Origin of the sequence: Nesterenkonia sandarakina (assembly GCF_003003175.1) — a bacterium.
In the GTDB taxonomy this organism is placed as follows: Bacteria; Actinomycetota; Actinomycetes; order Actinomycetales; family Micrococcaceae; genus Nesterenkonia; species Nesterenkonia sandarakina_A.
In genome coordinates, this window is sequence record NZ_PVTY01000003.1 from 41,977 (window position 1) to 64,670 (window position 22,694).

The 22,694-nt window shown below is 68.6% G+C and carries 19 protein-coding genes and 1 tRNA gene; 14 read left to right on the forward strand and 6 right to left on the reverse strand.

What is annotated here, in order from left to right; translation table 11 throughout:
* The first annotated feature begins 46 nt into the window (after window positions 1-46).
* Together BCL67_RS02910 and BCL67_RS02915 are read left to right on the forward strand one after the other, a co-directional pair.
* On the forward strand, window positions 47-1,687 hold the full coding sequence (locus BCL67_RS02910) for a thiamine pyrophosphate-binding protein (protein ID WP_106121966.1): 1,641 nt from the start codon (window positions 47-49) through the stop codon (window positions 1,685-1,687).
* A gap of 51 nt (window positions 1,688-1,738) precedes the next feature.
* Complete coding sequence (locus BCL67_RS02915) at window positions 1,739-2,518, forward strand: cyclase family protein (RefSeq protein WP_106121967.1); 780 nt, start codon at window positions 1,739-1,741, stop codon at window positions 2,516-2,518.
* A 122-nt stretch (window positions 2,519-2,640) separates the two neighbouring features.
* On the opposite strand, the gene BCL67_RS02920 is transcribed toward BCL67_RS02915, so the two are convergent.
* From BCL67_RS02920 to tmk, 5 genes are all read right to left on the reverse strand, one after another.
* A tRNA-Thr gene (locus BCL67_RS02920) sits at window positions 2,641-2,716 on the reverse strand.
* Between the two features lie 66 nt (window positions 2,717-2,782).
* Window positions 2,783-3,817, reverse strand: coding sequence for a universal stress protein (locus BCL67_RS02925; RefSeq protein WP_106121968.1), 1,035 nt, complete (start codon window positions 3,815-3,817; stop codon window positions 2,783-2,785).
* A 119-nt stretch (window positions 3,818-3,936) separates the two neighbouring features.
* Window positions 3,937-5,538, reverse strand: coding sequence for an alpha/beta hydrolase (locus tag BCL67_RS02930; RefSeq protein ID WP_106121969.1), 1,602 nt, complete (start codon window positions 5,536-5,538; stop codon window positions 3,937-3,939).
* On the reverse strand, window positions 5,531-6,688 hold the full coding sequence (locus BCL67_RS02935; RefSeq protein WP_106121970.1) for a DNA polymerase III subunit delta': 1,158 nt from the start codon (window positions 6,686-6,688) through the stop codon (window positions 5,531-5,533). Before BCL67_RS02935 ends, BCL67_RS02930 begins: the two co-directional genes overlap by 8 nt.
* Window positions 6,685-7,338, reverse strand: a complete 654-nt coding sequence (tmk, locus tag BCL67_RS02940; RefSeq protein ID WP_106121971.1) for a dTMP kinase — start codon at window positions 7,336-7,338, stop codon at window positions 6,685-6,687. Before tmk ends, BCL67_RS02935 begins: the two co-directional genes overlap by 4 nt.
* 115 nt (window positions 7,339-7,453) lie before the next feature.
* Here tmk and BCL67_RS02945 point away from each other — a divergent pair, with 115 nt between their 5' ends.
* The 3 genes from BCL67_RS02945 (at window position 7,454) to BCL67_RS02955 (ending at window position 9,943) form a co-directional block, all read left to right on the forward strand.
* Window positions 7,454-8,788, forward strand: coding sequence for a trans-sulfuration enzyme family protein (locus BCL67_RS02945; protein WP_258174709.1), 1,335 nt, complete (start codon window positions 7,454-7,456; stop codon window positions 8,786-8,788).
* Window positions 8,789-8,797: 9 nt separating this feature from the next.
* Window positions 8,798-9,109 carry a DUF2516 family protein gene (locus BCL67_RS02950; RefSeq protein ID WP_258174711.1) on the forward strand — a complete coding sequence of 104 codons (312 nt, stop codon included), beginning with the start codon at window positions 8,798-8,800 and terminating at the stop codon, window positions 9,107-9,109.
* Window positions 9,110-9,196: 87 nt separating this feature from the next.
* Window positions 9,197-9,943 carry a phosphoglyceromutase gene (locus BCL67_RS02955; protein WP_106121972.1) on the forward strand — a complete coding sequence of 249 codons (747 nt, stop codon included), beginning with the start codon at window positions 9,197-9,199 and terminating at the stop codon, window positions 9,941-9,943.
* A gap of 70 nt (window positions 9,944-10,013) precedes the next feature.
* On the opposite strand, the gene phoU is transcribed toward BCL67_RS02955, so the two are convergent.
* Window positions 10,014-10,667 (reverse strand): phosphate signaling complex protein PhoU, encoded by a 654-nt coding sequence (gene phoU / locus BCL67_RS02960; protein WP_106122132.1) that lies wholly within the window; start codon window positions 10,665-10,667, stop codon window positions 10,014-10,016.
* 170 nt (window positions 10,668-10,837) lie between these two features.
* On the opposite strand from phoU, the gene BCL67_RS02965 reads away from it, so the two are divergent.
* From BCL67_RS02965 to BCL67_RS03005, 9 genes are all read left to right on the forward strand, one after another.
* Window positions 10,838-12,103: a sensor histidine kinase gene (locus tag BCL67_RS02965; RefSeq protein WP_106121973.1), complete on the forward strand. Its 1,266-nt coding sequence runs from the start codon at window positions 10,838-10,840 to the stop codon at window positions 12,101-12,103.
* Window positions 12,100-12,780, forward strand: a complete 681-nt coding sequence (locus BCL67_RS02970) for a response regulator transcription factor (RefSeq protein WP_106121974.1) — start codon at window positions 12,100-12,102, stop codon at window positions 12,778-12,780. The genes BCL67_RS02965 and BCL67_RS02970 overlap by 4 nt, the downstream gene beginning before the upstream one ends.
* Window positions 12,781-12,837: 57 nt before the next feature.
* Window positions 12,838-14,529 (forward strand): bifunctional phosphoribosylaminoimidazolecarboxamide formyltransferase/IMP cyclohydrolase, encoded by a 1,692-nt coding sequence (purH, locus tag BCL67_RS02975; RefSeq protein WP_106121975.1) that lies wholly within the window; start codon window positions 12,838-12,840, stop codon window positions 14,527-14,529.
* 133 nt (window positions 14,530-14,662) lie between these two features.
* Window positions 14,663-15,997, forward strand: a complete 1,335-nt coding sequence (gene mgtE / locus BCL67_RS02980; protein WP_106121976.1) for a magnesium transporter — start codon at window positions 14,663-14,665, stop codon at window positions 15,995-15,997.
* Window positions 15,998-16,073: 76 nt separating this feature from the next.
* Window positions 16,074-18,299: an NADP-dependent isocitrate dehydrogenase gene (locus tag BCL67_RS02985; RefSeq protein WP_106121977.1), complete on the forward strand. Its 2,226-nt coding sequence runs from the start codon at window positions 16,074-16,076 to the stop codon at window positions 18,297-18,299.
* 119 nt (window positions 18,300-18,418) lie between these two features.
* Entirely contained in the window at window positions 18,419-19,336 is a 918-nt protein-coding gene (locus BCL67_RS02990) for an NAD(P)-dependent oxidoreductase (protein WP_106121978.1), read from the forward strand.
* 54 nt (window positions 19,337-19,390) lie between these two features.
* Complete coding sequence (locus BCL67_RS02995) at window positions 19,391-19,921, forward strand: gamma carbonic anhydrase family protein (protein WP_106121979.1); 531 nt, start codon at window positions 19,391-19,393, stop codon at window positions 19,919-19,921.
* A gap of 80 nt (window positions 19,922-20,001) precedes the next feature.
* Window positions 20,002-20,967 (forward strand): TIGR03885 family FMN-dependent LLM class oxidoreductase, encoded by a 966-nt coding sequence (locus BCL67_RS03000; protein ID WP_106121980.1) that lies wholly within the window; start codon window positions 20,002-20,004, stop codon window positions 20,965-20,967.
* On the forward strand, window positions 20,967-22,658 hold the full coding sequence (locus BCL67_RS03005) for an alpha-amylase family protein (protein WP_106121981.1): 1,692 nt from the start codon (window positions 20,967-20,969) through the stop codon (window positions 22,656-22,658). Before BCL67_RS03000 ends, BCL67_RS03005 begins: the two co-directional genes overlap by 1 nt.
* The last annotated feature ends 36 nt before the right edge of the window (window positions 22,659-22,694 follow it).

Below are 22,694 nucleotides of genomic sequence, written 5' to 3' on the forward strand. Positions count from 1 at the left end.
TGATCGAATAGGTGATGTCAGCGATTCAACGATCCAGGGGGAGCAGATGACCACCGTCGCAGAACAGGTCGGCGCCTACCTCGCCCGGCTCGGTGTCGGTCACGCCTTCGGCGTCGTCGGCAGCGGCAACTTCGTCGTCACCAACGCCTTGCGCCACGCTGGGGTGCCGTTCACCGCCTCCAGGCATGAGGGCGGCGCGGCGACGATGGCGGACGCGTACTCCCGGATGAGTGGAGAGGTCAGCGTATTGAGCCTGCACCAGGGGTGCGGCCTGACCAACGCCGGCACCGGGATCAGCGAGGCGGCGAAGTCCCGCACCCCCATGATCGTGCTGGCCGCAGAGTCCGCCGCCCATCAGGTGAATTCCAACTTCGCCATGGACCAGAGCGGCTTCGCCCGCGCTCTGGGCGCCGAGTCCGACCGTGTCCACTCCGCGGAATCGGCGCTCGCCGACACGCTGAGGGCCTACCGGAAAGCGGTCAGAGATCGCCGCACGGTGGTCCTGAACCTTCCCCTGGACCTCCAGGTCGCAGCGGCGGTCGGAGAGATCCCGCAGCTCGGCGTGGAACCCCGACCCGAGATCACGCCGTCCCAGGCCGAGCTCGAGCCGCTCATCGACGCGCTCTCGCGCAGCCAGCGGCCGGTCTTCCTGGCGGGGCGCGGCGGACGCGGCGCGAAGGCGGAGATCGCCGCGCTGGCCCAGGCGAGCGGGGCGCTGCTGGCCACCAGCGCGGTGGCGAAGGGGCTGTTCACCGGCGAAGACTTCAGCCTGGGCATCTCAGGCGGCTTCGCCTCACCGCTCAGCGCGGAGCTGATCCGTGATGCCGACCTGATCGTGGCATTCGGCTGCGCCCTGAACATGTGGACCACGCGGCACGGGAAGCTCATCGGCCCCGATGCGGTGGTCGCCCAGATCGACGTGGAGGACTCCGCGCTGGGCGCGCATCGACCGGTGGACCTCCCGATCCTCGGCAGTGCGGCCGGCGTGGCCGGGGCCCTGCTGGAGGCGTTCGACGGTCGCGAGAGGACCGGTTACCGCACCGCTGAGGTGCGCGAGCGCATCGCCACCGGCTCCCGCTGGGACCAGACGCCGACCGAGGTCCTGGGCACTCCGGGACAGAGCGTGGATCCGCGGGAGCTCTCCAAGGAGATCAATCGCCTTCTTCCCGCCGAGCGCATCGTCAGCATCGACTCCGGAAACTTCATGGGATACCCCAGTCAGTACTTCGACGTCCCGGACGAGTTCGGCTTCTGCTTCACCCAGGCGTTCCAATCGATCGGACTCGGTCTGTACACAGCGATCGGGTCAGCGCTGGCGCAGCCCGGGCGGATGCCGGTGCTGGGAACGGGCGACGGGGGATTCCTGATGGCCGTCCAGGAGCTGGAGACAGCGGTGCGGCTGAAGCTGCCGCTGGTCGTGGTGGTCTACAACGATGCCGCCTACTCCGCCGAGGTGCACCATTTCGGTGCAGATCAGGATCTGGCGACGGTGACGTTCCCGGACACGGACATCGCCGCGATCGCCCGAGGATTCGGCGCCGAAGGACTCACCGTCCGCTCCACCGAGGACCTGGAACCCTTGCGTGCATGGGTGGCGTCTGAACCCACCGGTCCGGTGGTGATCGATGCGAAGATCGCAGACGATGGAGGCTCCTGGTGGCTGGCGGAGGCTTTCAAGGGGCACTGACGCTCCGATATCCTCACCAGAAATCCCCTGACCAGAAAAAGGTGGAACCACATGACCGCAGTGAACGCGCTGATCGCTGGCCTGTCCGACAACTCCGTGCGCATCGTCGACCTGACCAATCCACTCTCGGCCTCGACGCCGACGCTGAAGCTGCCGGAGCCCTTCGCCAACCTGATCGACTTCAGCTTGGACAAGGTCGCCGAATACGACGCGCCGGGTCCGTTCTGGAAGCACCACAACATCCACACCGGGGAACACGTCGGAACCCACATCGACGCCCCGGTGCACTGGGTCTCAGGACGCAAGGGCCACGATGTGTCCTCCATCCCGCCCGAACGGCTGATCGGGCCTGCCGCGGTGCTGGACGTCAGGGCGCAGGTCGAGCAAGATCCGGACTTCCTGCTGCAGATCGATGACATCCGTGCCTGGGAGACCGAGCATGGCCCCTTGCCGGAGAACGGCTGGCTGCTGCTGCGCACCGGCTGGGACCGCTTCTCCCAGGATCAGGAGGCCTTCCTCAACGCCGACGAGACCGGCTCACACACCCCCGGCATCTCGGCAGAGGCGGCCCTGTGGATCGCGGAGCAGACCTCGCTCTCGGGCATCGGCGTGGAGACGGTCGGGATCGACGCCGGCCGCGGCGCCGAGCTCGACCCGCCCTTCCCGGTCCACTATCACCTGCTGGGCAACGACAAGTACGGGATCACCTCGCTACAGAACCTGGACAAGCTGCCAGCGACAGGGGCGATGCTCGTGGTGGCGCCGCTGCCGATCGTGGACGGGACCGCGAGCCCGTCCCGGGTCTACGCGCTGGTCCAGGACTCGGAATAGCTGCGACGGGGCGACGTCGAGTCCGGCGCTGGAGGATTCTCGATCGTGATCCACGGTGCAGCTCAGGGGTCCGGAACCGAGAAAGACCCCCTGGCCTGGACATCCAGGTCAGAGGGTCTTCGTGGAGCCGCCTGCCGGAATCGAACCGGCGACCTATTCATTACGAGTGAATCGCTCTACCGACTGAGCTAAGGCGGCGTGGCGCTGCGGTGAGGCGCACGAGGGTTCACTTTACTGGTGCACCTCACCGCGGTCAAAGCTCGCTCAGTCGTGGGCCGGGACCACCATCACTGGAGCGGTCGCGTGATGCAGCAGCTCCCGGGAGACCGAGCCCAGCAGCGCGCTGCGCACCCCGCCGTGACCTCTGGTGCCCACCACGGTGAGCTGGACCTGCCCGCTCATCTCGTGGAGCACGTTGACCGGGTAGCCCTCCTCCACCGAGCCGGAGACGGCGAGCTCGGGGAACTGCGCCTGGACCCAGCCGACCTCGACGTCGAGATCCCGATTGAGGTCGTCCACCCGGGTCTGCACGATCGCCTGCTCGCGGGCGGCCAGCTCCGGGTACCACATGGCCGCCGTCGTCAGCGGGGGCAGCGCCATGATCAGCTGCAGCCGGGTGCCGTGGCTGATCGCCGTGCGGGCGGCCTCCACCGCGGCCTTGCGCGAGTGTGCGGAGCCGTCGATGCCGACCACCACGGGGCGGGTATCTGGGGTGCTGATCGCTTCGGCGCCCTCGCCCACGCTGGACTCCTGGGTATGCGGGACGACCACCGTGGGGGAGTGGGCGTGGGAGGGAAGCGCCGCCGCGACGGAGCCCAGGATGCGTCCGGTGAACCCGCCACGTCCGCGGCTTCCCACCACGCAGAGCTCCGCGGAGCCGGAGAGGTTGACCATCACCCCGGAGGCGTCGCCGTGCTCCAACCGGTAGGTGACCTCACCGGCATGTCCGGCCAGCTGCTCCTGCGCCAGGTTCAGCGTCTTCTCCGTCGCCTGCCGGGCCAGGGTCTGGCCGCCGGAGTCCGGGAAGCTCTCCAGGTACCCGCTCACCGCCGGGGGAATCGTGTAGGAGCTCATCACCGTCAGCGGGAGGCCCCGGAAGTGTGCCTCTCTCGCGGCCCAGCGCAGCGCGGAGGTGGCATTGGCCGAACCGTCGAATCCGACGAGGACACCCAGGGGCCGCGGCGCCCGAGTCTGTTCACCGGCAGCGGCGGGCTCCGCGGCAGTGGATGGGTGAGCGTCGTGGGTCTGGGCGGAGTCGTGTGACGCCGCAGCGGGTGTGACAGGGACTTCATTGTTCATGGCAGTGTCCTAACGCAGATCAGCTGAATGGTGCCGATGAGTCAGGTGCGCCGCATGGACGTCGTCGTCACCGGTAGTCAGAGTCTACTCGCGCTCTTCTACAAGCGGTAGAAGAACCCTCAGCAGTCTGCGCGACCCTCGCTGAGCTCCCCGTCGAGGAGGTAGCCGTCCACCGCCTCGTCCACGCAGCTGTTGCCGGTGCGATAGGCGAGATGACCTTCTCCCTCGCGGATGATCAGCGAAGACTGCGGCACCTGTTCGTGCATGTTCTCGGCCCACTCCACCGGGGTGGCCGGGTCACCGGTGGTGCCGATCATCAGCAGCTCGTCGACCTCGCCGAGATCCGGATACCAGGGTTCGGACACGTTCTCTGCGGGCCACTCGCCGCACACCACCGCACGGTGCCCGAGATAGGGCCCGAAGGTCGGTGCCTCCTCGGAGACCTCGTCGAACTCGGCGTCGATCTGCTCCTGGTCCTGCGGCATGGGGTAGTCCAGGCACATCACGGCGTTGAAGGCGAAGCTGTTGATCCATTCATAGCTGCCGTCGGGGCTGCGCCCGGCCTGCAGGTCAGCGAAATACTGGAAGGCCGTGAAGTCCTGCTGCACCAGGGCCATGGTCAGCGCCTCGGAGAGCAGCGGCCAGCTCGCACGGCTGTACATCGGGGTGATGAACCCGCTCACCACGGTGGAGACGTTGATCGTCCGACCATCCGCGCCCTGCGTCGGAGTCTCAGCGACACCGGCGAAGAGGTCCTGCACGCGCTCGAGAACCTCGTCCTCGCTGTCCCCGGCGGGGCAGGTCTCCTGCTCGACGCACCACTGCGCGTAGTTCGCAAGCGCTTCCTCGAAGCCGACCGCCTGTCCCTTGTTCAGCTCGTGCGCGTCGAGGGAGACGTCCAGCATCCCGTCCAGCACGAAGCGCCCCACCCGAGGGCCATAGTGCTGGGCGTAGGTCATACCCAGCTTGGTGCCGTAGGAGAAGCCCAGGTAGTTCAGCTCGTCCTGATCCAGCGCGGCCCGGATCACATCCATATCCCGGACCGCGGACAGCGTGTCCACATGCCCCAGCAGGGCGCCGCTCTCGGACTCGCATTTCGCGGTCAGCTCGGCGGCCGACTCGCGCGCCTCGGTGTAGGCGGCGTCGGAATCGAGCTGCTCCTCGGAGACCTGCTCGCGGTACTCGTCCATCTCGGCGTCGTCCAGGCAGGTCACCGGCGCGGACCGGTGCACCCCGCGCGGGTCGAAGCCGATGATGTTGTATCCCTCGGCGAGCTCCTCGCTGAATGCGATCGAGAGCGTGTCTGCCACGGCGTCGTACCCGGAGGAGCCGGGACCGCCCGGGTTGGTGAGCAGATACTCGGCGTCGTCCCCGCCGGTCTCGGAGCTGATGATCTGGATCTCGAGATCCTCCTGCGCACCGGGCTCGGCCCAGTCCATGGGCACCGTGACATCGGCGCACAGCATGGTCTCCGCACAGGAGCTCCACTCGAGGTCCTGCTCGTAGTACTCGGTGTAGTCCTCGGCGGCGCCGGGAAGCTCCTCGGCCGGGACCGAGGTCGCGGTCACCGGCTCCGCCTTGGCGCCCTGCGTCCCGGGCGTGGCCTCGGTGCCGGAGGCCTCATCCCCGCCGGAGTTCACACAGCCCGAGAGCAGCAGCGCGGCAGCGGCGGCGAGGCTGATCAGTCGGACCCTGCGCGGACGGACGAGATTCTCAGGCACGGGACCTCCCGGGTAGGAACTGCATCATCAGAGCCTCCATGGCCAGCAGCGGAGGGACGTTCTGCGTGATCCGGGTCCGGGCGGCGTTGATCGCGTCCAGCCCGGCCAGGGTCTGCTCCGCGCTGAGCGACTCCGCGTAGCGGTGCAGCTCCTCGCGCAGATGTTCGTTGATCAGCTCGGCGCCGGTGCCGAGCTTCAGGCTGAGCACGTCCCGGAAGACCGCGGTGAGATCGATCAGCGCCCGGTCCAGGGAATCGGCGACGGCGCGCTTGGCCCGCCGAGTGTTCTCCTCTTCGAGCTTCTTGAACTGGCTGCGCAGCTTCGGCGGGATCTTCTCCTCGGGATCCAGTCCCAGCGACCGGCGCAGCGAGGCCTGCTCGACCTCCAGCCGCGCCTCAGCGGTGCTCGCCGCATCCGCCTGGGTCATCTCCACCAGGGAGCCCGCGGCCTTGATCGCGGCCGAGGAGGAGGTCAGCCGCAGCGGGAGGGTGATCACCTGCTCGCGACGACGGCGCGCCTCCGGGTCCCGGGCGAGCCGGCGCGCGACGCCGATGTGGTTCTGTGAGACCCGCGCGGCGAACTGGGCCTGCTGCTCGTTCAGCCCGTCCCGGGTGATCAGCAGCTGCGCGACCGCGGCAGTGGGTGGGATCCGCAGGCTCACCAGGCGGCAGCGCGAGCGGATGGTGACCAGCACGTCCGCCGGACTCGGGGCGCAGAGCACCCAGAGCGTGTGCGGCGGCGGCTCCTCGATCGCCTTGAGCAGCACGTTGGTGGCGCGCTCGGTCATCCGGTCCGCGTCCTCGACCACGATCACCCGCCAGCGGGCACCCTGCGGCTTCTCCTGCGCGGTGGTGATCAGCTCGCGGACGTCGTCGATCTTGTAGGTCACGTTCTCGGTGGAGACCAGCTTCACCGAGGGGTGGCTCTCCGCGGCGACCAGCCGGCAGGTCCGGCATTCGCCGCAGCCGCGGGCGGCAGGCTCGTCCTGTTCACAGTTCAGCGCAGCGGCGAAGGCACGTGCGGCGTTGGAGCGCCCCGACCCCGGGGGACCGGTGAACAGCCACGCATGGGCCGGGGTCCCCGACCCCGCGGCGCGGCGCAGCTGTTCGACGACGGCGTCCTGCCCGACCAGCTCGGTGAAGACGCTCATGGGTTCAGCCGCTCCTGACGCAGCAGCTCCTGGACCCGGGTGCGGATCGCGGCCTGCAGCTCCTGCGCGGATCCGGCGGCGTCGAGCACCAGGTAGCGCTCGGGTGCTGAGTCTGCGCGGGCGAGGAACGCGTGGCGCAGCCGATCGTGGAAGGCGTCCTCGGCAGACTCGATCCGGTCAGAGAGCCCCGCCCGGCCCTCGCGGCGAGCCCGGGCGGCGGCCGGGTCGATGTCCAGCACCACGGTGAGGTCGGGCTGCAGCCCGCCGGTGGCGAAGGCATTGATCTCAGCGACGGCTTCGGTCCCGAGTTCACGGCCGACACCCTGGTAGGCCACCGAGGAATCCACATAACGGTCGCAGAGGACGAAGCGGCCGGCGATCAGCGCCGGCTCGATCCGCTGGACCACATGGGCGGCGCGGGAGGCGGCGAAGAGCAGCGCCTCGGTGCGGGGGTCGACCTCGCCCTGGTCGTGTTCGAGCACCAGAGAGCGGATGCGCTCGCCGATCGCGGTGCCGCCGGGCTCACGGGTGCGCTCGTAGGGCACCGCCTGCTCCTTGAACCAGGACTCGAGCAGGTCCAGCTGGGTGGTCTTGCCGGCGCCGTCGCCGCCTTCGAAGGCGACGAATCCTCCGCGTCTGAGATGGGTCACGGCCCCAGCCTACCCAGCCCCGGTGACACGGACGTGACACGGAGTTCCGGCGGGGATCCGGTCAGTCGCATGCGGCAGAGCGGATCCCTGACACCGGCTGCGGTACCGTAACGGTGTGAACCAGCACGAACGCACCTTTGTGGTCAGCGCGGGCCGCGGCCCCCACGGTCCGAACCAGCCCGTCAACATGCCGGTGGACTTCACCTCCACGTATTCCTACCGGCCCGGCGTCCACGCCGCCATGGACTACGCCCGCGAGGGAATGCCCTCCTGGTCGCCGCTGGAGGAGCTGCTGGCCCAGCTCGAGGCCGGCACCCGGACCAGCCACCAGTCGCAGGGTCTGGTCACCACCGCCGAGGAGCACCCGATCCAGGTGCTGCCCGGACTGCTGTTCTCCTCCGGAATGGCCGCCATCTCCGCCGTCGTGCACCTGCTGGCCCCCGGAAGCCACCTGATCATGCCGCGGCACAGCTACATGGGCTTCTCCACGCTGGCCCAGCAGATGGCGGACCAGGGTCTGCTCACGCTGCACCGGGTGGACATCGCCGACACCGAGCAGGTCCTGAGCGCCGTGCATGACGTCTCCACCCTGGCCAGCGCCCAGGACACGCAGGTGATGCTCTGGGTCGAGTCCCCGACGAACCCGATGCTGGAGATCGCCGATCTCCCCGCGCTGCTCGCCGCCGCGAAGCGACGCGGGGTGCTCACCGCGGTGGACAACACCTTCGCGACCCCGCTGCGCCAGCGTCCGCTGGTCCACGGCGCCGATGTGGTGGTCCACTCGGTGACCAAGTTCCTCTCCGGACACTCGGATCTCATCATGGGCGCCGCGATCACAGCTGACCCCGAGCTCCACGCGCGGCTGCATCAGCACCGCACCCTGCACGGCGCGATCCCGGGGCCGATGGAGGTCTTCCTCGCCCTGCGCGGCGTGCGGACCCTGGCGCTGCGCCTCGACGCCTCGGAGTCCAACGCCGGCGAGCTGGCCCGCCGGCTGGATGAGCTCAGCCGGGACGCCGGACTTCCGCTGCGCAAGGTCAACTACCCCGGCCTGAGCTCGCACCCGCAGCACCAGCGTGCCGCAGAGCAGCTCGGCGGGTTCGGCGCGATCCTGACCATCGAGGTCGACGCCGACCGGCCCGGTGCAACAGCCTCAGACTCTGGACAGCCTCAGTCCGGCGACTCCGGTGCTGGCGAGCGGATCACCAGCCAACGCACCGAGGCCGAGGTGGCCGACGCCGTGCTCAGCGCGCTTGCGCTCTGGACCCCGGCCACCAGCCTGGGCGGCGTGGAATCGCTGGCCGAGCGCCGTCGTCGTCATCCCGGCGAACCGTCCTCGGTCCCTGACGGGCTGATCCGGCTCTCGGTGGGCATCGAGGACGTCGAGGATCTGTTCGCAGATCTGCTCAACGCGTTGCGCACCGCCGCAACCGGGGAGCCCATCCGATAACATCGGGGTATGCAGTCACCCCTCTCTGACATCTGGCGCTTCGTCCTGCTGGCCGAAGGCTGGATGCACCTCGCCTTCGCGCTGGTCTGCCTCGGTCTGGCCATCGTCGCGCTGGTCAAGTGCATCCCCAAGAACGCGCAGCGCTTCGACATCGCCTTCAAGCGGACCAAGGGCTTCTGGCTCGGCATGACCGGCGGCGCCGTCGTGCTGGCCCTGCTCGGGGCTGCCGGAGCCGGTCCCTTCGGCCTGATCTTCCCGGTGGCCGCGGCCTGCATGGCGATGGTCTACCTCACCGACGTCAACCCCGAAGTCTCCGACTGACCTTGTCATCGGTCGCCTGAACCGGCGCCGCTGACCGCGCTCCCGCGCTGATTTCCACGTTCGACTCCGAAAGGGAGACACACTCCTATGGCCTATGACCTGATCCTGCTCCGCCACGGGCAGAGCGACTGGAACGAGAAGAACCTCTTCACCGGCTGGGTGGATGTGCCGCTGACCGCGCTGGGCCGCGAAGAGGCCGCACGCGGCGGGGAGCTGCTCAAGGAGCACCAGCTGCTTCCCGACGTGGTCCACACCTCGCTGCTGCAGCGCGCGATCACCACCTCACACCTGGCGCTGGAGACCGCTGACCGGCTCTGGATCCCGGTCAAGCGCGACTGGCGGCTCAACGAGCGCCACTACGGTGCGCTCCAGGGCAAGGACAAGGCCGAGACGCTGGCGCAGTACGGCGAAGAGCAGTTCATGATGTGGCGCCGCTCCTACGACACCCCGCCGCCGGAGATCGCCGCCGACGACGAGTTCTCCCAGCTGGGGGATCCGCGCTACGCCGATCTCGGCGACTCCGCACCGCGCACCGAATGCCTCAAGGACGTCGTGGACCGGATGCTGCCCTACTGGGAGTCCGCCGTGGTGCCGGATCTGCGCGAGAACAAGACCGTGCTGCTCGCAGCGCACGGCAACTCGCTGCGCGCGCTGGTGAAGCACCTCGACGGCATCTCCGACGAGGACATCGCCGGGCTGAACATCCCCACCGGCATCCCGCTGCACTACCAGCTGGGCGAGGATCTCAAGCCGCTGAACCCCGGTGGCACCTACCTCGACCCCGAGGCCGCCAAGGACGCGATCAAGGCCGTGGCGAACCAGGGCAAGAAGTAGCCTGCACCACAAGAAAGCCCCTCAGACATCAGGCGATGTCCGAGGGGCTTTTTCGTATGTCCCGGAGGGCTCAGTGCTCGCGGGAGTCCCAGGCACCGGTGACCAGGTAGTCGACCTTGTTCGCGACCGAGACCGCATGATCGCCGAAGCGCTCGAAGAACCGGCTCACCAGGGTGGAGTCCACGCTGGTGGCCGCGCTCTGGCCCCAGTCATCGGCGGCGACGATGGTGAACACGGAGGCGTGCAGATCATTGAGCTGCTCGTTCAGCGCGTGGATCTCCGCGACCAGGTGCAGCTCGCGGGTCTCCAGCAGGGTGATCAGCCGGGAGGAGATCTCGGTGGCGAGCTTCGCCATCTTGTCGAAGACCGGATGCAGCGCGTCCGGGGCGACCCGGTCCGGGTAGCGCATCCGGGCCAGCTGCGCGATATGCCGCGCGAGGTCGCCCATGCGCTCCAGCGAGGTGCTCATCCGCAGCGCCCCCACTATCATCCGCAGGTCAGAGGCCACAGGGCCCTGAAGCGCGAGCAGCTCGATGGCCTTCTCGTCGAGCTCGACCTGCAGCCGGTCGATCTGCGCGTCGGCGGCGATGACCTCCTCCGCCAGCTGAAGATCGGTGGTGTCGAAGGCGGTGTAGGCCTTCTCCATCGCTGTGTGGACCAATGTTGTGATCTGGATCAGCTGCTCACCAAGGTTGATGAGGTCTGCCTGAAAGAGCTTTCGCACGTGTTTGCGTTCCTTTCCCGCCGTGGAGTATCCCGACATTGAATCCTTGCTGGTGCACATGAACGCAACCGAAGTCTGCAGTCGACGCGAAGGTGAACGCTGGTTGAACCCTGGGCGCCGCTGCGGGCTTATGGTGCAGCCCACCGGGAGGCGGGCCTAAGCTGTAGGACGTGGATCCCCTGCTCATCGCCGCACTGTCCGGCGTCGTCGGCCTGGCACTGGGCGTTGTCGGCATGTATGCCTTCCGCGTCAGTGAGAAGCAGCGCGGCGCCGGCATCGATGTGGACGAACCCTCGATGCCCGCCGGCGCCACCGAGGTGCTTGCCTCGCTGGGGCTGGCCTATATCGTCGTGGACACCGTGGACGGGGTGGTGCGCGCCAATCCCGCCGCCTACGCCTTCGGCCTGGTCCGCGGACACACCGTGGTCCATCAGCAGCTCCTGAAGCTCACTGCCCGAGTCCGCGGGGACGGGGTGATCATCGACCAAGAGCACGAGCTGGCCCGCGGGCTGCAGGGGGAGACCTCCCTGGTCGTGCACCTGCGCGTGGCCCCGCTGGGAGATGAGTACATCCTGGTCCTCGCCGATGACCGCACCGAGTTCTCCCGGATCGAGGCGGTGCGCAACGACTTCGTCGCCAACGTCTCCCACGAGCTGAAGACCCCGGTCGGGGCGATCTCGCTGCTGGCCGAGACCATCGAGGACGCAGCCGACGACGACGTCGCCGTCCGGCGCTTCACCCAGCGTCTGCACAAGGAATCCCGCCGGCTCGCGGCGCTGGTCCAGGACATCATCGAGCTCTCCCGGGTGCAGGGCAAGAACGTGGTCCATGCCGGCCGCCCGGTGGATTTGGAGGACGTCATCGCCGACGCCGCGGACCGCTCCCGGCTGCCGGCCGAGGCGAAGAACATCGAGCTCAAGATCGGCGGCGCGCTGCCGCACCGGGTCCACGGCGACGCGGACCAGCTCGCCATGGCGTTCCGGAATCTGATCGACAACGCGGTGCGCTACTCCCCGGAGTCCACCCGGGTCGGCATCGGGCTCTCCAGCCGCGACGGGATCGCCCAGGTCACCATCACCGACCAGGGGATCGGCATCGCCAAGGAGGACCAGGAGCGGATCTTCGAACGCTTCTACCGGGTCGACGCCGCCCGTTCCCGGCAGACCGGCGGCACCGGACTGGGTCTGAGCATCGTGAAGCACGTGATCACCAACCACGGCGGCGAGGTCGCGCTGTGGTCCCAGCAGGGGAGGGGCTCCACGTTCACCGTGCGCCTGCCCGAGCTCGACGAGAGCCTCGACACCCTCGAAGGGCTCGGCCGCGGCCTGGCCGAGCTGCCCGAGGCCACCGTTCGCACCGCCATACATCGTTCTGCCTCGCGTCACAGTGCAGAGAATCCGGCACCCCAGCGGGCCGGCGAAGGAGGAAACGCGTGACCAGAATTCTGCTCGTCGAGGATGAACCCTCATTCTCGGAGGCCCTGTCCTACACCCTCGAGAAGGAGGGCTACGACGTCGTCGTCGCGGAGAACGGCCTCGACGCCGTCGAGATCTTCACCCGGGAGGGTGCCGACCTCGTCCTGCTGGACCTGATGCTCCCCGGCCAGTCCGGCACCGAGGTCTGCCGGCAGATCCGGCTGCAGTCCAATGTTCCGGTGATCATGCTCACGGCGAAGGACTCCGAGATCGACAAGGTGGTGGGCCTGGAGCTCGGCGCCGACGACTACGTCACCAAGCCCTACTCCTCCCGCGAGCTGCTCGCCCGGGTCCGTGCGGTGCTGCGCCGCCGGGTCGAGACCGAGGTCGACGACGGCTCGATGGTCACCGCGGGACCGGTGAGCATGGACATCGAACGCCACACCGTGGAGGTCCAGGGCACGCCGCTGAGCCTGCCGCTGAAGGAGTTCGAGCTCCTGGAGATGCTGCTGCGCAACGCCGGACGCGTGCTCACCCGGGGCCAGCTCATCGACCGGGTCTGGGGCTCGGACTACGTCGGAGACACCAAGACCCTCGACGTCCACGTCAAACGGCTCCGCGCGAAGATCGAGCCCGACCCCTCGCGTCCGGAGTACCTGATCACCGTCCGCGGGCTGGGCTACAAATTTGAGTCCTGAACCGGGTCGGTAGACTGGACCAGGTCCCCCCAGCGTCGTCCCCTCAGAGGAGTGTGCATGAGCACCGTCAGCGATTCCGCAGCGCAGAACACCCCCGCAGCTGCACCGTCGGGCACCTCCGGCGCCCAGGCCCGCCAGCCGATCCGACGCGCACTGATCTCGGTCTATGACAAGACCGGGTTGGAGGACCTCGCCACAGGTCTCCACGCTGCCGGGGTCGAGATCGTCTCCACCGGCTCCACCGCCAAGCGCATCGCCGGCGCCGGGATCCCCGTGGTGGAGGTCTCCGAGGTCACCGGCTTCGCCGAATGCCTCGACGGCCGGGTCAAGACCCTGCACCCCCGCGTGCACGCCGGAATCCTGGCCGACCGACGCCGTGAGGACCACCGGGCGCAGCTGGAGGAGCTCGAGATCGAGCCCTTCGACCTGGTCGTGGTGAACCTCTACCCCTTCGCCGACACCGTCGCCTCCGGAGCGGCCGAGGATCAGATCGTCGAGCAGATCGACATCGGCGGTCCCTCGATGGTCCGCGCCGCCGCCAAGAACCACGCCTCCGTGGCCGTGGTGGTGGACCCGCTGCGCTACCACGACATCATCTCCGCGGCCTCGGCCGGAGGCTTCACGCTCGCCGCCCGGCAGCGCCTGGCGGCCCTGGCCTTCGCGCACACCGCCGCCTATGACACCGCCGTCGCGCGCTGGACCTCCCAGCAGTTCGACGACGACTTCGACGCCTCCTCCGTGCCCGCCTCGCCGCTGAACCGCACCGAGAAGAAGCTGAACTTCCCGCCCTACGCCGGGCTCGCGCTGCAGCGCCTGGACACCCTGCGCTACGGCGAGAACGCGCACCAGCCCGCCGCCCTCTACGCCGACTCCAGCGCCCGCCCGGGTCTGGCCCAGGCCGAGACCCTGCACGGCAAGGCGATGAGCTACAACAACTACGTCGACGCCGACGCCGCGGTGCGCACCGCCTTCGACTTCGCCCAGCCCGCCGTGGCGATCATCAAGCATGCCAACCCCTGCGGCGTGGCCGTCGGATCGTCCGTGGCCGAGGCTCACCGCACCGCCCATGCCTGCGACCCGCTCTCCGCCTTCGGCGGGGTCATCGCGGCGAACCGCACCGTGACCGCAGAGATGGCCAAGACCGTCTCGGAGATCTTCACCGAGGTCGTCGTCGCGCCCGCCTTCGAGGAGGAGGCGCTCGCGATCCTGACCAAGAAGAAGAACATCCGACTGCTGCGCCTGCCCGAAGGCCACCGCCGCGACCGGGTGGAGTACAAGCAGATCTCCGGCGGCATGCTGCTCCAGGCCTCCGACGCGGTGGACGCCGAGGGTGACACCCCCTCGGGCTGGAAGCTGGTCTCCGGCGAGGCCGCCGACGAGCAGATGCTCGCCGACCTGGACTTCGCCTGGCGGGCGATCCGCTCGGTGAAGTCCAACGCGATCCTGCTGACGAAGAACCAGGCCACGGTCGGGATCGGCATGGGTCAGGTCAACCGGCTGGACTCCTGCCGGCTCGCCGTCCAGCGCGCGAACACCCTGGGCGGAGACGGGGTGGAGCGGGCCCGCGGGTCCGTGGCCGCCTCCGACGCGTTCTTCCCGTTCGCCGACGGGCTGCAGAGCCTGATCACCGCCGGAGTGCGCGCCGTCGTGCAGCCCGGCGGATCCCAGCGCGACGAGGAGGTCATCTCCGCAGCTCGCGAGGCCGGCCTGACCATGTACCTCACCGGCACCCGCCACTTCTTCCACTGATCGGCCCATCTTCACCGATCGACACCTCGGCTGATCACCCCCGCTGCCGACCTGATCCGCGGCCGGACCGCATGCCCCGGCCGCGGGGCCGGCCGCCCTATGCCTGCTCGGCACCCTCGAAAGGGTGGAACCCGTGAACGAACTGCTTGACGAGCTGGAAGACATGATCCGTGAGGAGCGCCTCACGGACCTGCGCCACGCCCTGGAAGAGCTCAACGTCGGCGACATCGTCGACTTCCTGGAACGCCTGGGCGTGAAGGACCGCGCGGTGGCCTTCCGGCTGCTCTCCAAGGGCACCGCGGTCGAGGCGTTCGACCTGCTCGACCAGGCGCTGCAGGGCGAGATCATCGAGGGCCTCAAAGACGCCGAGGTCGCGCACTACTTCGAGTCACTGGACCCCGATGACCGGGTCCGGCTGATGGATGAGCTGCCCGCCTCGGTGGCCCGCCGGATGATGCGCCACCTGGATCCGCGCGAGCGCAGCCTGACCAGCATCGTGCTGGGCTACCCCAACGGCACCATCGGACGCGAGATGAGCCCGGAGTTCGTCGCGATCCCGGAGCACTGGACCGTCGCCGAGGCGATGGAGAAGGTCAGCAAGGCCGGCGAGGACGCCGAGACGCTCTACACCCTGCCCGTGGTGGACCCGGGTCGGCTGCTCAAGGGCGTCGTCTCGCTGCGCGACCTGGTCAGCAACAGCCCAGACACCCCCATCGCGGACCTGATGCGCGAGGCCGACTCGGTCGACGCCGATCACGACGCCGAGGACGCCGCCCGCATGTGCGCCGACCGCAAGCACCTCGCCGTGCCGGTCACCGACTCCGAACACCGGGTGGTCGGGATCTTCACGGTCGACGACGCGCTGGACATCCTCGAGCGCGCCGAATCCGAGGACGCCGCCCGCCACGGCGGCGCCGAGCCGCTGAACCGTCCCTACCTCTCCACCCCGGTGCTGCAGATCATGCGCTCCCGCGTGGTGTGGCTCCTGGTCCTGGCGCTGGGTGCCGCGCTCACCGTGCAGGTGCTCGACGTCTTCGAGGGCGCCATCGAATCCATGGTGGTGCTCAGCCTGTTCGTGCCGCTGCTGATCGGCACCGGCGGCAACTCCGGCAACCAGGCCGCCACCACGGTCACCCGTGCCCTGGCGCTGGGTGACGTGGGCACCCGTGACGTGTTCAAGGTGCTCTGGCGCGAGGTCCGGGTGGGCATCACCCTGGGTGCGACCCTCGGAGTGCTGGGCTTCCTGGTCGCGGGGCTCTTCTACGGCTGGGACCTGGGCATCGTCGTCGGGCTGACCCTGCTGTCCATCTGCACCCTGGCCGCCTCCGTGGGCGGGCTCATGCCGCTGCTGGGCAAGAAGCTCGGCGCCGACCCGGCAGTCTTCGCCAACCCGTTCATCTCCACCTTCGTGGACGCCACCGGACTCATCGTGTACTTCATGATCGCCCGCGCCGTGCTGGGAATCTGATCGCCCGGGCCAGCAGGGCCATCTGAGGTAGATTTGTGACCAGGGAAACAACATAAGACCAAACTTGAGGAGATCCATGCCGACGGCAAAGATCATCTATACCAACACCGACGAAGCGCCGATGCTGGCCACCTTCTCCCTGAAGCCCATCGTGGAGGGCTTCGCCGCCCCCGCCGGGGTCGAGGTCGAGACCCGCGACATCTCCCTCGCAGGCCGCATCATCTCGCAGTTCCCGGAGTACCTCCGCGAGGACCAGCGCGAGAGCGACGCCCTGGCAGAGCTCGGCGATCTGGCGAAGACGCCCGAAGCCAACATCGTGAAGCTGCCGAACATCTCAGCCTCAGCACCCCAGCTCAAGGCCGCCATCGCCGAGCTGCAGTCCGCCGGCTATGCGCTGCCCGACTTCCCTGAGTCCCCCTCCACCGACGAGGAGCGCGACGTGCGCGCCCGCTACGGCAAGGTCCAGGGCTCCGCGGTGAACCCGGTGCTGCGCGAGGGCAACTCGGACCGCCGGGCCCCCGCCTCGGTGAAGAACTACGTGCGCGCCAACCCGCACTCCATGGGGGACTGGAGCGCAGACTCCAAGACCAACGTGGCCACCATGGAGTCCGGTGACTTCGCCGCCAACGAGCAGTCAGTGGTGCTCGACACCGAGGACACGCTCACCATCACCCACGTCTCCACCGAGGGCACCTCCACGGTGCTCAAGGAATCCCTCCCGGTCAAGGCCGGCGAGGTCGTCGACGCTACCGTGATGCGCGCCGCCGAGCTCGACGCGTTCCTCGCCGCCCAGGTCGCCCGCGCCAAGGAGGAGGACGTCCTCTTCTCCGCTCACCTGAAGGCCACCATGATGAAGGTCTCGGACCCGATCATCTTCGGCCACATCGTGCGCGCCTTCCTCCCGACGGTCTTCGAGAAGCACGGCAAGACCCTCTCCGAGGCAGGGCTCTCGGCCAACGACGGCCTGGCCTCGATCCTCGCCGGCGCCGAGAAGCTCGGCGAGGCCGGAGACGCCATCAAGGCCGAGATCAAGCAGGGACTGGCCGACGGTCCCCGGATGTCCATGGTCGATGACGCCAAGGGCATCACCAACCTGCATGTCCCCTCCGACGTGATCGTGGACGCCTCCATGCCCGCGATGATCCGCAACGGCGGCAAGGCCTGGGGTCCCACCGGAGAGACCGACGACACCCTCGCGGTCATCCCCGACTCCTCCTACGCCGGGGTCTACCAGGCGGTCATCGAGGACTGCCGAGCGCACGGCGCCTACGACCCGACCACCATCGGCACCGTGCCCAACATCGGGCTGATGGCGCAGAAGGCCGAGGAGTACGGCTCCCACGACAAGACCTTCGAGATCGACGCCGCCGGCACCGTGCAGGTCACCAACGCCGCCGGTGACGTGCTCCTCGAGCACGAGGTCTCGGTCGGCGACATCTGGCGCGCCTGCCAGACCAAGGACGCCCCGATCCAGGACTGGGTGAAGCTGGCCGTGACCCGCGCCCGCGAGTTCGGCACCCCCGCAGTGTTCTGGCTCGATGAGAAGCGCGCCCACGACCGCACCATGATCGCCAAGGTCGACCACGCCCTGGCCGAGCTGGACACCGACGGGCTCGAGATCAAGATCCTCGACCCGGTGGCCGCCACGAAGTACACCGTGGAGCGGCTGCGTCGCGGCGAGGACACCATCTCGGTGACCGGCAACGTGCTGCGCGACTACCTCACCGACCTCTTTCCGATCCTCGAGCTGGGCACCTCGGCGAAGATGCTCTCCATCGTGCCGCTCATGGCAGGCGGCGGCCTGTTCGAGACCGGCGCAGGCGGCTCCGCGCCGAAGCACGTCCAGCAGCTCGCCGAGCAGAACTACCTGCGCTGGGACTCCCTGGGTGAGTTCTTCGCCCTGGTGCCCTCGCTGGAGAAGTACGCCGAGCAGGCTCAGGCGCCGAAGGCCAAGGTGCTGGCGTCGGCGCTGGACCGCGCCACGGCCACCTTCCTGATGGAGAACCGCTCCCCGGGACGCAAGATCGGCACCATCGACAACCGCGGCTCGCACTTCTACCTGGCCATGTACTGGGCCCAGGAGCTCGCCGCGCAGACCGAGGACAACGAGCTGGCCCAGCGCTTCGCCTCGGTGGCAGAGGCGCTGACCTCCAACGAGGAGCAGATCCTGAGCGAGCTCAACGGCGTTCAGGGCGAACCGGTGGATCTGGGCGGCTACTACCGTCCCGACGAGGCCAAGGCCTTCGCCGCGATGCGCCCCTCGGCCACGCTGAACAGCATCATCGACGGCCTCAAAGGCTGATCCGTCCCGGCGTCTCACCCGCCGCTGACCGGTTCTGTCGGGCCTGACCTGGGCCTGGCAGAACATGGCAGCGGCGGGGAATGCGCCGTGTGGGGGAGCGGTCATGACAGGATGAATCCATGACTTCTCGACTCCACATCATGCCCCAAGGCGACGCCGAGCTTCTGGCCGGGCTGCGCGAGCAGGGCGCCGACATCGTCGGTCACGATGAACAGCCCGCGGGCATCATCGTCACCGGCATGTTCAAGAAGCTCAACCTCACCGAGGTCCTCGAGGCGAACCCCCAGGTGAGGTGGGTCCAGCTGCCCAGCGCCGGCATCGAGCTCTATGCCGAGATCCTCACCCGGTTCCCCGACCTGACCTGGACCTCCGCCAAGGGCTCCTACGCCAAGCCCGTCGGCGAACACGCACTGGCCCTGACCCTCGCCGCACTGCGCGGGCTCAAGGTCCGCGCCCTGGCGAGCAGCTGGGGCACCGAGGGTGGGATCTCGCTGAACGGGCTGCGCTGCGTCGTCGTCGGCGGAGGTGGTGTCGCGGCGGAGATCGTCCGGCTCTACAAGGCCTTCGACACCCACGTCACTGTGGTGCGACGCACCGCAGAGCCGGTGGAGCACGCCGATGTCACTGTGGCCTTCGACGGCCTCGATGAGGCCCTGAAGGGTGCCGAGGTCGTGGCACTCGCGGCAGCGGCGACCCCCACCACCCGACACCTGCTCAACGCCGACCGGCTGGCGCTGCTGGCCGAGGGTGCCGTGGTCGCCAACGTCGGCCGCGGAAGCCTGGTGGACCAGGCAGCGCTCGTCGAGGCGCTGACCACCGGCACCCTGCGCGGCGCCGGCCTCGACGTCACCGATCCCGAGCCGCTTCCCGAGTCCGACCCGCTCTGGTCCTTGGAGAACTGCCTGATCACCCCGCACACCGCCGACACCACCGAGATGGTGGTGCCGCTGCTGCGTGAACGGATCCTGGCCAACCACCGCCGCTTCACCGCCGGGGAGCCGATGCTGGGCCTGGTCGATCCCGCTCAGGGTTACTGACCTCAGCAGCCTTCCCGTACGTCCCGATACCCTCCGGATCCCAGGAGTCACCTCATGGCACATGTGCTCACCGTCAACGGACACACGCCCCAGATCGGTGAGCGCGTGTTCCTCGCCCCCACCGCCGCGATCACCGGAGAGGTCACCATGGCGGCTGACTCCTCCGCCTTCTACGGCGTCTCGGTCCGAGGCGACTCGGCCCCGATCGTCGTGGGCGAAGGGACGAACCTGCAGGACAACGCGGTGCTCCACGCCGACCCCGGTCACCCGTGTACCCTCGGCGCCGGGATCTCGGTGGGGCACGCCGCGGTGGTCCATGGCTGCGCCGTGGGTGACGGATCGCTGATCGGGATGAGCGCGACCATCATGAACGGCGCCGTGATCGGCGAGCAGAGCCTGATCGCCGCCGGCGCGGTGGTGCTCGAAGGTACGCAGATCCCGCCGCGATCGCTGGTCGCCGGGGTCCCCGCGAAGGTCCGGCGTGAGCTCAGCGAGGAGGAGATCGCCGGGCTGCGCAGCAACGCCGAGGTCTACCTGGGCCACAAGGATGCGCACCGCGCGGCGCAGGGCGACGACGCCAGGTAACAGTTCTCCCACGTCCAGGCGATCACCAGGGCACTCTCAGTAGCCTCTAGAGAAGCACACGAGACGAGAGGCACTCGCACATGACCATCTACGGGTTCCACGCATCACAGGAACAGATCGCCCCCTCCCAGCTGCTGCGCGACGTTCAGCACGCCGAGACGGTCGGATTCCAGGCCGCCATGAGCTCGGACCACTTCATGCCATGGTCCCAGCGGCAGGGTCACTCGGGATTCACCCTCTCCTGGCTGGGCGCCGCACTCGCCACCACCGAGTTTCCCATCGGATCGGTGATCGCCCCCGGCCAGCGCTACCACCCCGCCATCGTCGCCCAAGCCACCGCCACCCTCGGAGAGATGTTCCCCGGCCGCTACTGGGCCGCCCTCGGCGCCGGACAGGCGATGAACGAGCACGTCACCGGAGAGCTCTGGATGGACAAGGAGACCCGACGACGCCGGCTGCTCGAGTGCGCCGACATCATCTCCCGACTGCACCGCGGAGAACGCATCATCAGCCACCGCGGATTCGTCAGCGTGGACGACGCCTACCTCTATGACCGCCCCGCAGAGCCCATCCCGCTCTACGCCACCTGCATCACCCCCGAGGCAGCGCGCCTCGCCGCCACCTGGGCCCACGGCATGATCACGCTGAACCAGCCCGATGACGCGCAGAACGAGGTGCTCAGCGCCTACCGGGAGGCCGGAGGCGAGGGCCCCGCGATGCTGCAGGTGCATCTCAGCTGGGCGAAGACCCGGGAAGAGGCCGACGCCATCGCCCACGACCAGTGGCGGACCAACGTCTTCGGCGCACCGCTGGACCAGGACCTGCCCACCCCTGAGCACTTCGACTCCGCCGCCGCCGAGGTCAGCCTCGAGACCGTGGCGAAGGCCGTCTGGATCTCCGCGGAGCCCGGCCAACTCGCCGAATGGATCAGCGCCGCCGTCGAGCCCGGCTTCGACCACGTCTACCTCCACCACGTGGGCCAGGAACAGCGGCCCTGGCTCGATCTCGCCGGCGAGGCGATCCTCCCCGAACTGAAGGACGCCTGATGCGCATCACCGACACCGCAGACCTCTGGTACAAGAATGCCGTCATCTACTGCGTGGACCTGGAGACCTATCTGGACTCCGACGGCGACGGGATCGGGGACCTTCCCGGGCTGACCCAGCGCATCGACTACCTCGCCGACGTCGGCGTCAGCTGCCTCTGGCTCATGCCCTTCTACCCCTCACCGCGCCGCGACAACGGCTATGACATCTCCGACATGTTCGGCGTCGACCCGCGCTACGGCGATCACGGTGACTTCGTGGAGCTGGTCCGGGTCGCCCACGACCGGGGCATCCGAGTGATCGTGGATCTCGTCATCAACCACACCTCGGACCAGCACCCCTGGTTCCGCCGGTCTCGGGCCTCCAAAGACAGCCCCTACCGAGACTTCTACGTCTGGCGCAGCGACACCCCGCCGGACACCTCCGAGGAGGCCATGTTTCCCGGCCAGGAGGATGGAATCTGGACCTACGACGAGAAGACCGAGGAGTGGTATCTGCACCACTTCCTGCACACCCAGCCAGACCTCAACACCGCCAACCCGCAGGTCCGCGAGGCGATCACCAAGACCATGGGCTTCTGGCTCCAGCTCGGCGTGGACGGCTTCCGGGTCGACGCCGTGCCCTTCGCGATCAACCAGACCACGCTCACCGGCGCCGATCAGCACGAGTTCGTGGAACCCCACGACTACCTGCGCACGCTGCGCGACTTCCTCCAACGCCGCTCCAGCGGCACCAGCTCCGCGATGATCCTCGGTGAGGTCAACCTCCCGCACCAGGACCAGCTCGCCTTCTTCGGCGGCGAGGACGGCGACCAGCTCACCATGCAGTTCGACTTCACCGTGAACCAGAAGACCTTCCTCTCCTTCGCCCGCGAAGACGCCAGGCCGCTCGCCGAGGCGCTCTCAGAGCGCCCGCAGAACCTCTCGGTCGAGACCCAGTACGCAAACTTCCTGCGCAACCACGACGAGCTCACCCTCGACCTGCTTTCGGCCCAGGAGCGCGACGAGGTGCTCGACACCTTCGCCCCCGAGGAAGACATGCGCTTCGCCGGACGGGGCCTGCGTCGTCGACTCCCGGCGATGTTCGACGGTGATCCGCGACGGATCAAGATGGCCTACTCGCTGCTGTTCTCGCTGCCCGGCACACCGGTGCTCTTCTACGGTGAGGAGATCGGCATGGGGGAGAACCTCGAGGTGCCCGGACGTGAGGCCGTGCGCACGCCCATGCAGTGGAGCCAGGACAAGAACGGCGGATTCTCCTCGGCCCGCCCCTCGAAGCTCGCCCGCAAGGTCGTGAAAGGTCCCTTCGGTCCGGAGCACGTCAACGCGGCCCAGGCGCGCCGGGACCCCGATTCGCTGCTGCACCACGTCGGTCGGCTGGCCAGGCGCTACCGCGACTGCCCCGAGCTGGGCTGGGGCGAGCTCACGATCCTGGACCAGCCGCACCACGAGGTGCTGGCCCACAGGATGACCAGCGGTGACCAGTCGATGGTCCTGATCCACAACCTCTCGCCGAAGTCGCTGGTGGTGCCGCTGACCCTCCACGACGAGGAGAAGGGCACCGAGCTCATCGACCTGCTCCAGGACGGGGCCTGCGCCGTCGACGCCGAGCAGGCCACCGAGGTGACCCTGGAGGGCTACGGCTACCGATGGCTGCGCGTGAAGCGCCCTGGGGATCCGCGGCTCCTCTGACATCCCCGGTGCCGGTGCCGGTGGTGTTCGACGCGC

Excerpts from the sequence above, each read along its gene's own strand:
- BCL67_RS02910 (WP_106121966.1), top strand. The coding sequence starts at position 47 with ATGACCACCGTCGCAGAACAGGTCGGCGCCTACCTCGCCCGGCTCGGT.
- purH (WP_106121975.1), top strand. The coding sequence starts at position 12,838 with ATGAGCACCGTCAGCGATTCCGCAGCGCAGAACACCCCCGCAGCTGCA.
- BCL67_RS02985 (WP_106121977.1), top strand. The coding sequence starts at position 16,074 with ATGCCGACGGCAAAGATCATCTATACCAACACCGACGAAGCGCCGATG.
- BCL67_RS02925 (WP_106121968.1), bottom strand. The coding sequence starts at position 3,817 with ATGAACAATGAAGTCCCTGTCACACCCGCTGCGGCGTCACACGACTCC.
- BCL67_RS02995 (WP_106121979.1), top strand. The coding sequence starts at position 19,391 with ATGGCACATGTGCTCACCGTCAACGGACACACGCCCCAGATCGGTGAG.
- BCL67_RS03000 (WP_106121980.1), top strand. The coding sequence starts at position 20,002 with ATGACCATCTACGGGTTCCACGCATCACAGGAACAGATCGCCCCCTCC.
- BCL67_RS02950 (WP_258174711.1), top strand. The coding sequence starts at position 8,798 with ATGCAGTCACCCCTCTCTGACATCTGGCGCTTCGTCCTGCTGGCCGAA.
- BCL67_RS03005 (WP_106121981.1), top strand. The coding sequence starts at position 20,967 with ATGCGCATCACCGACACCGCAGACCTCTGGTACAAGAATGCCGTCATC.
- BCL67_RS02955 (WP_106121972.1), top strand. The coding sequence starts at position 9,197 with ATGGCCTATGACCTGATCCTGCTCCGCCACGGGCAGAGCGACTGGAAC.
- BCL67_RS02990 (WP_106121978.1), top strand. The coding sequence starts at position 18,419 with ATGACTTCTCGACTCCACATCATGCCCCAAGGCGACGCCGAGCTTCTG.
- BCL67_RS02915 (WP_106121967.1), top strand. The coding sequence starts at position 1,739 with ATGACCGCAGTGAACGCGCTGATCGCTGGCCTGTCCGACAACTCCGTG.
- BCL67_RS02935 (WP_106121970.1), bottom strand. The coding sequence starts at position 6,688 with ATGAGCGTCTTCACCGAGCTGGTCGGGCAGGACGCCGTCGTCGAACAG.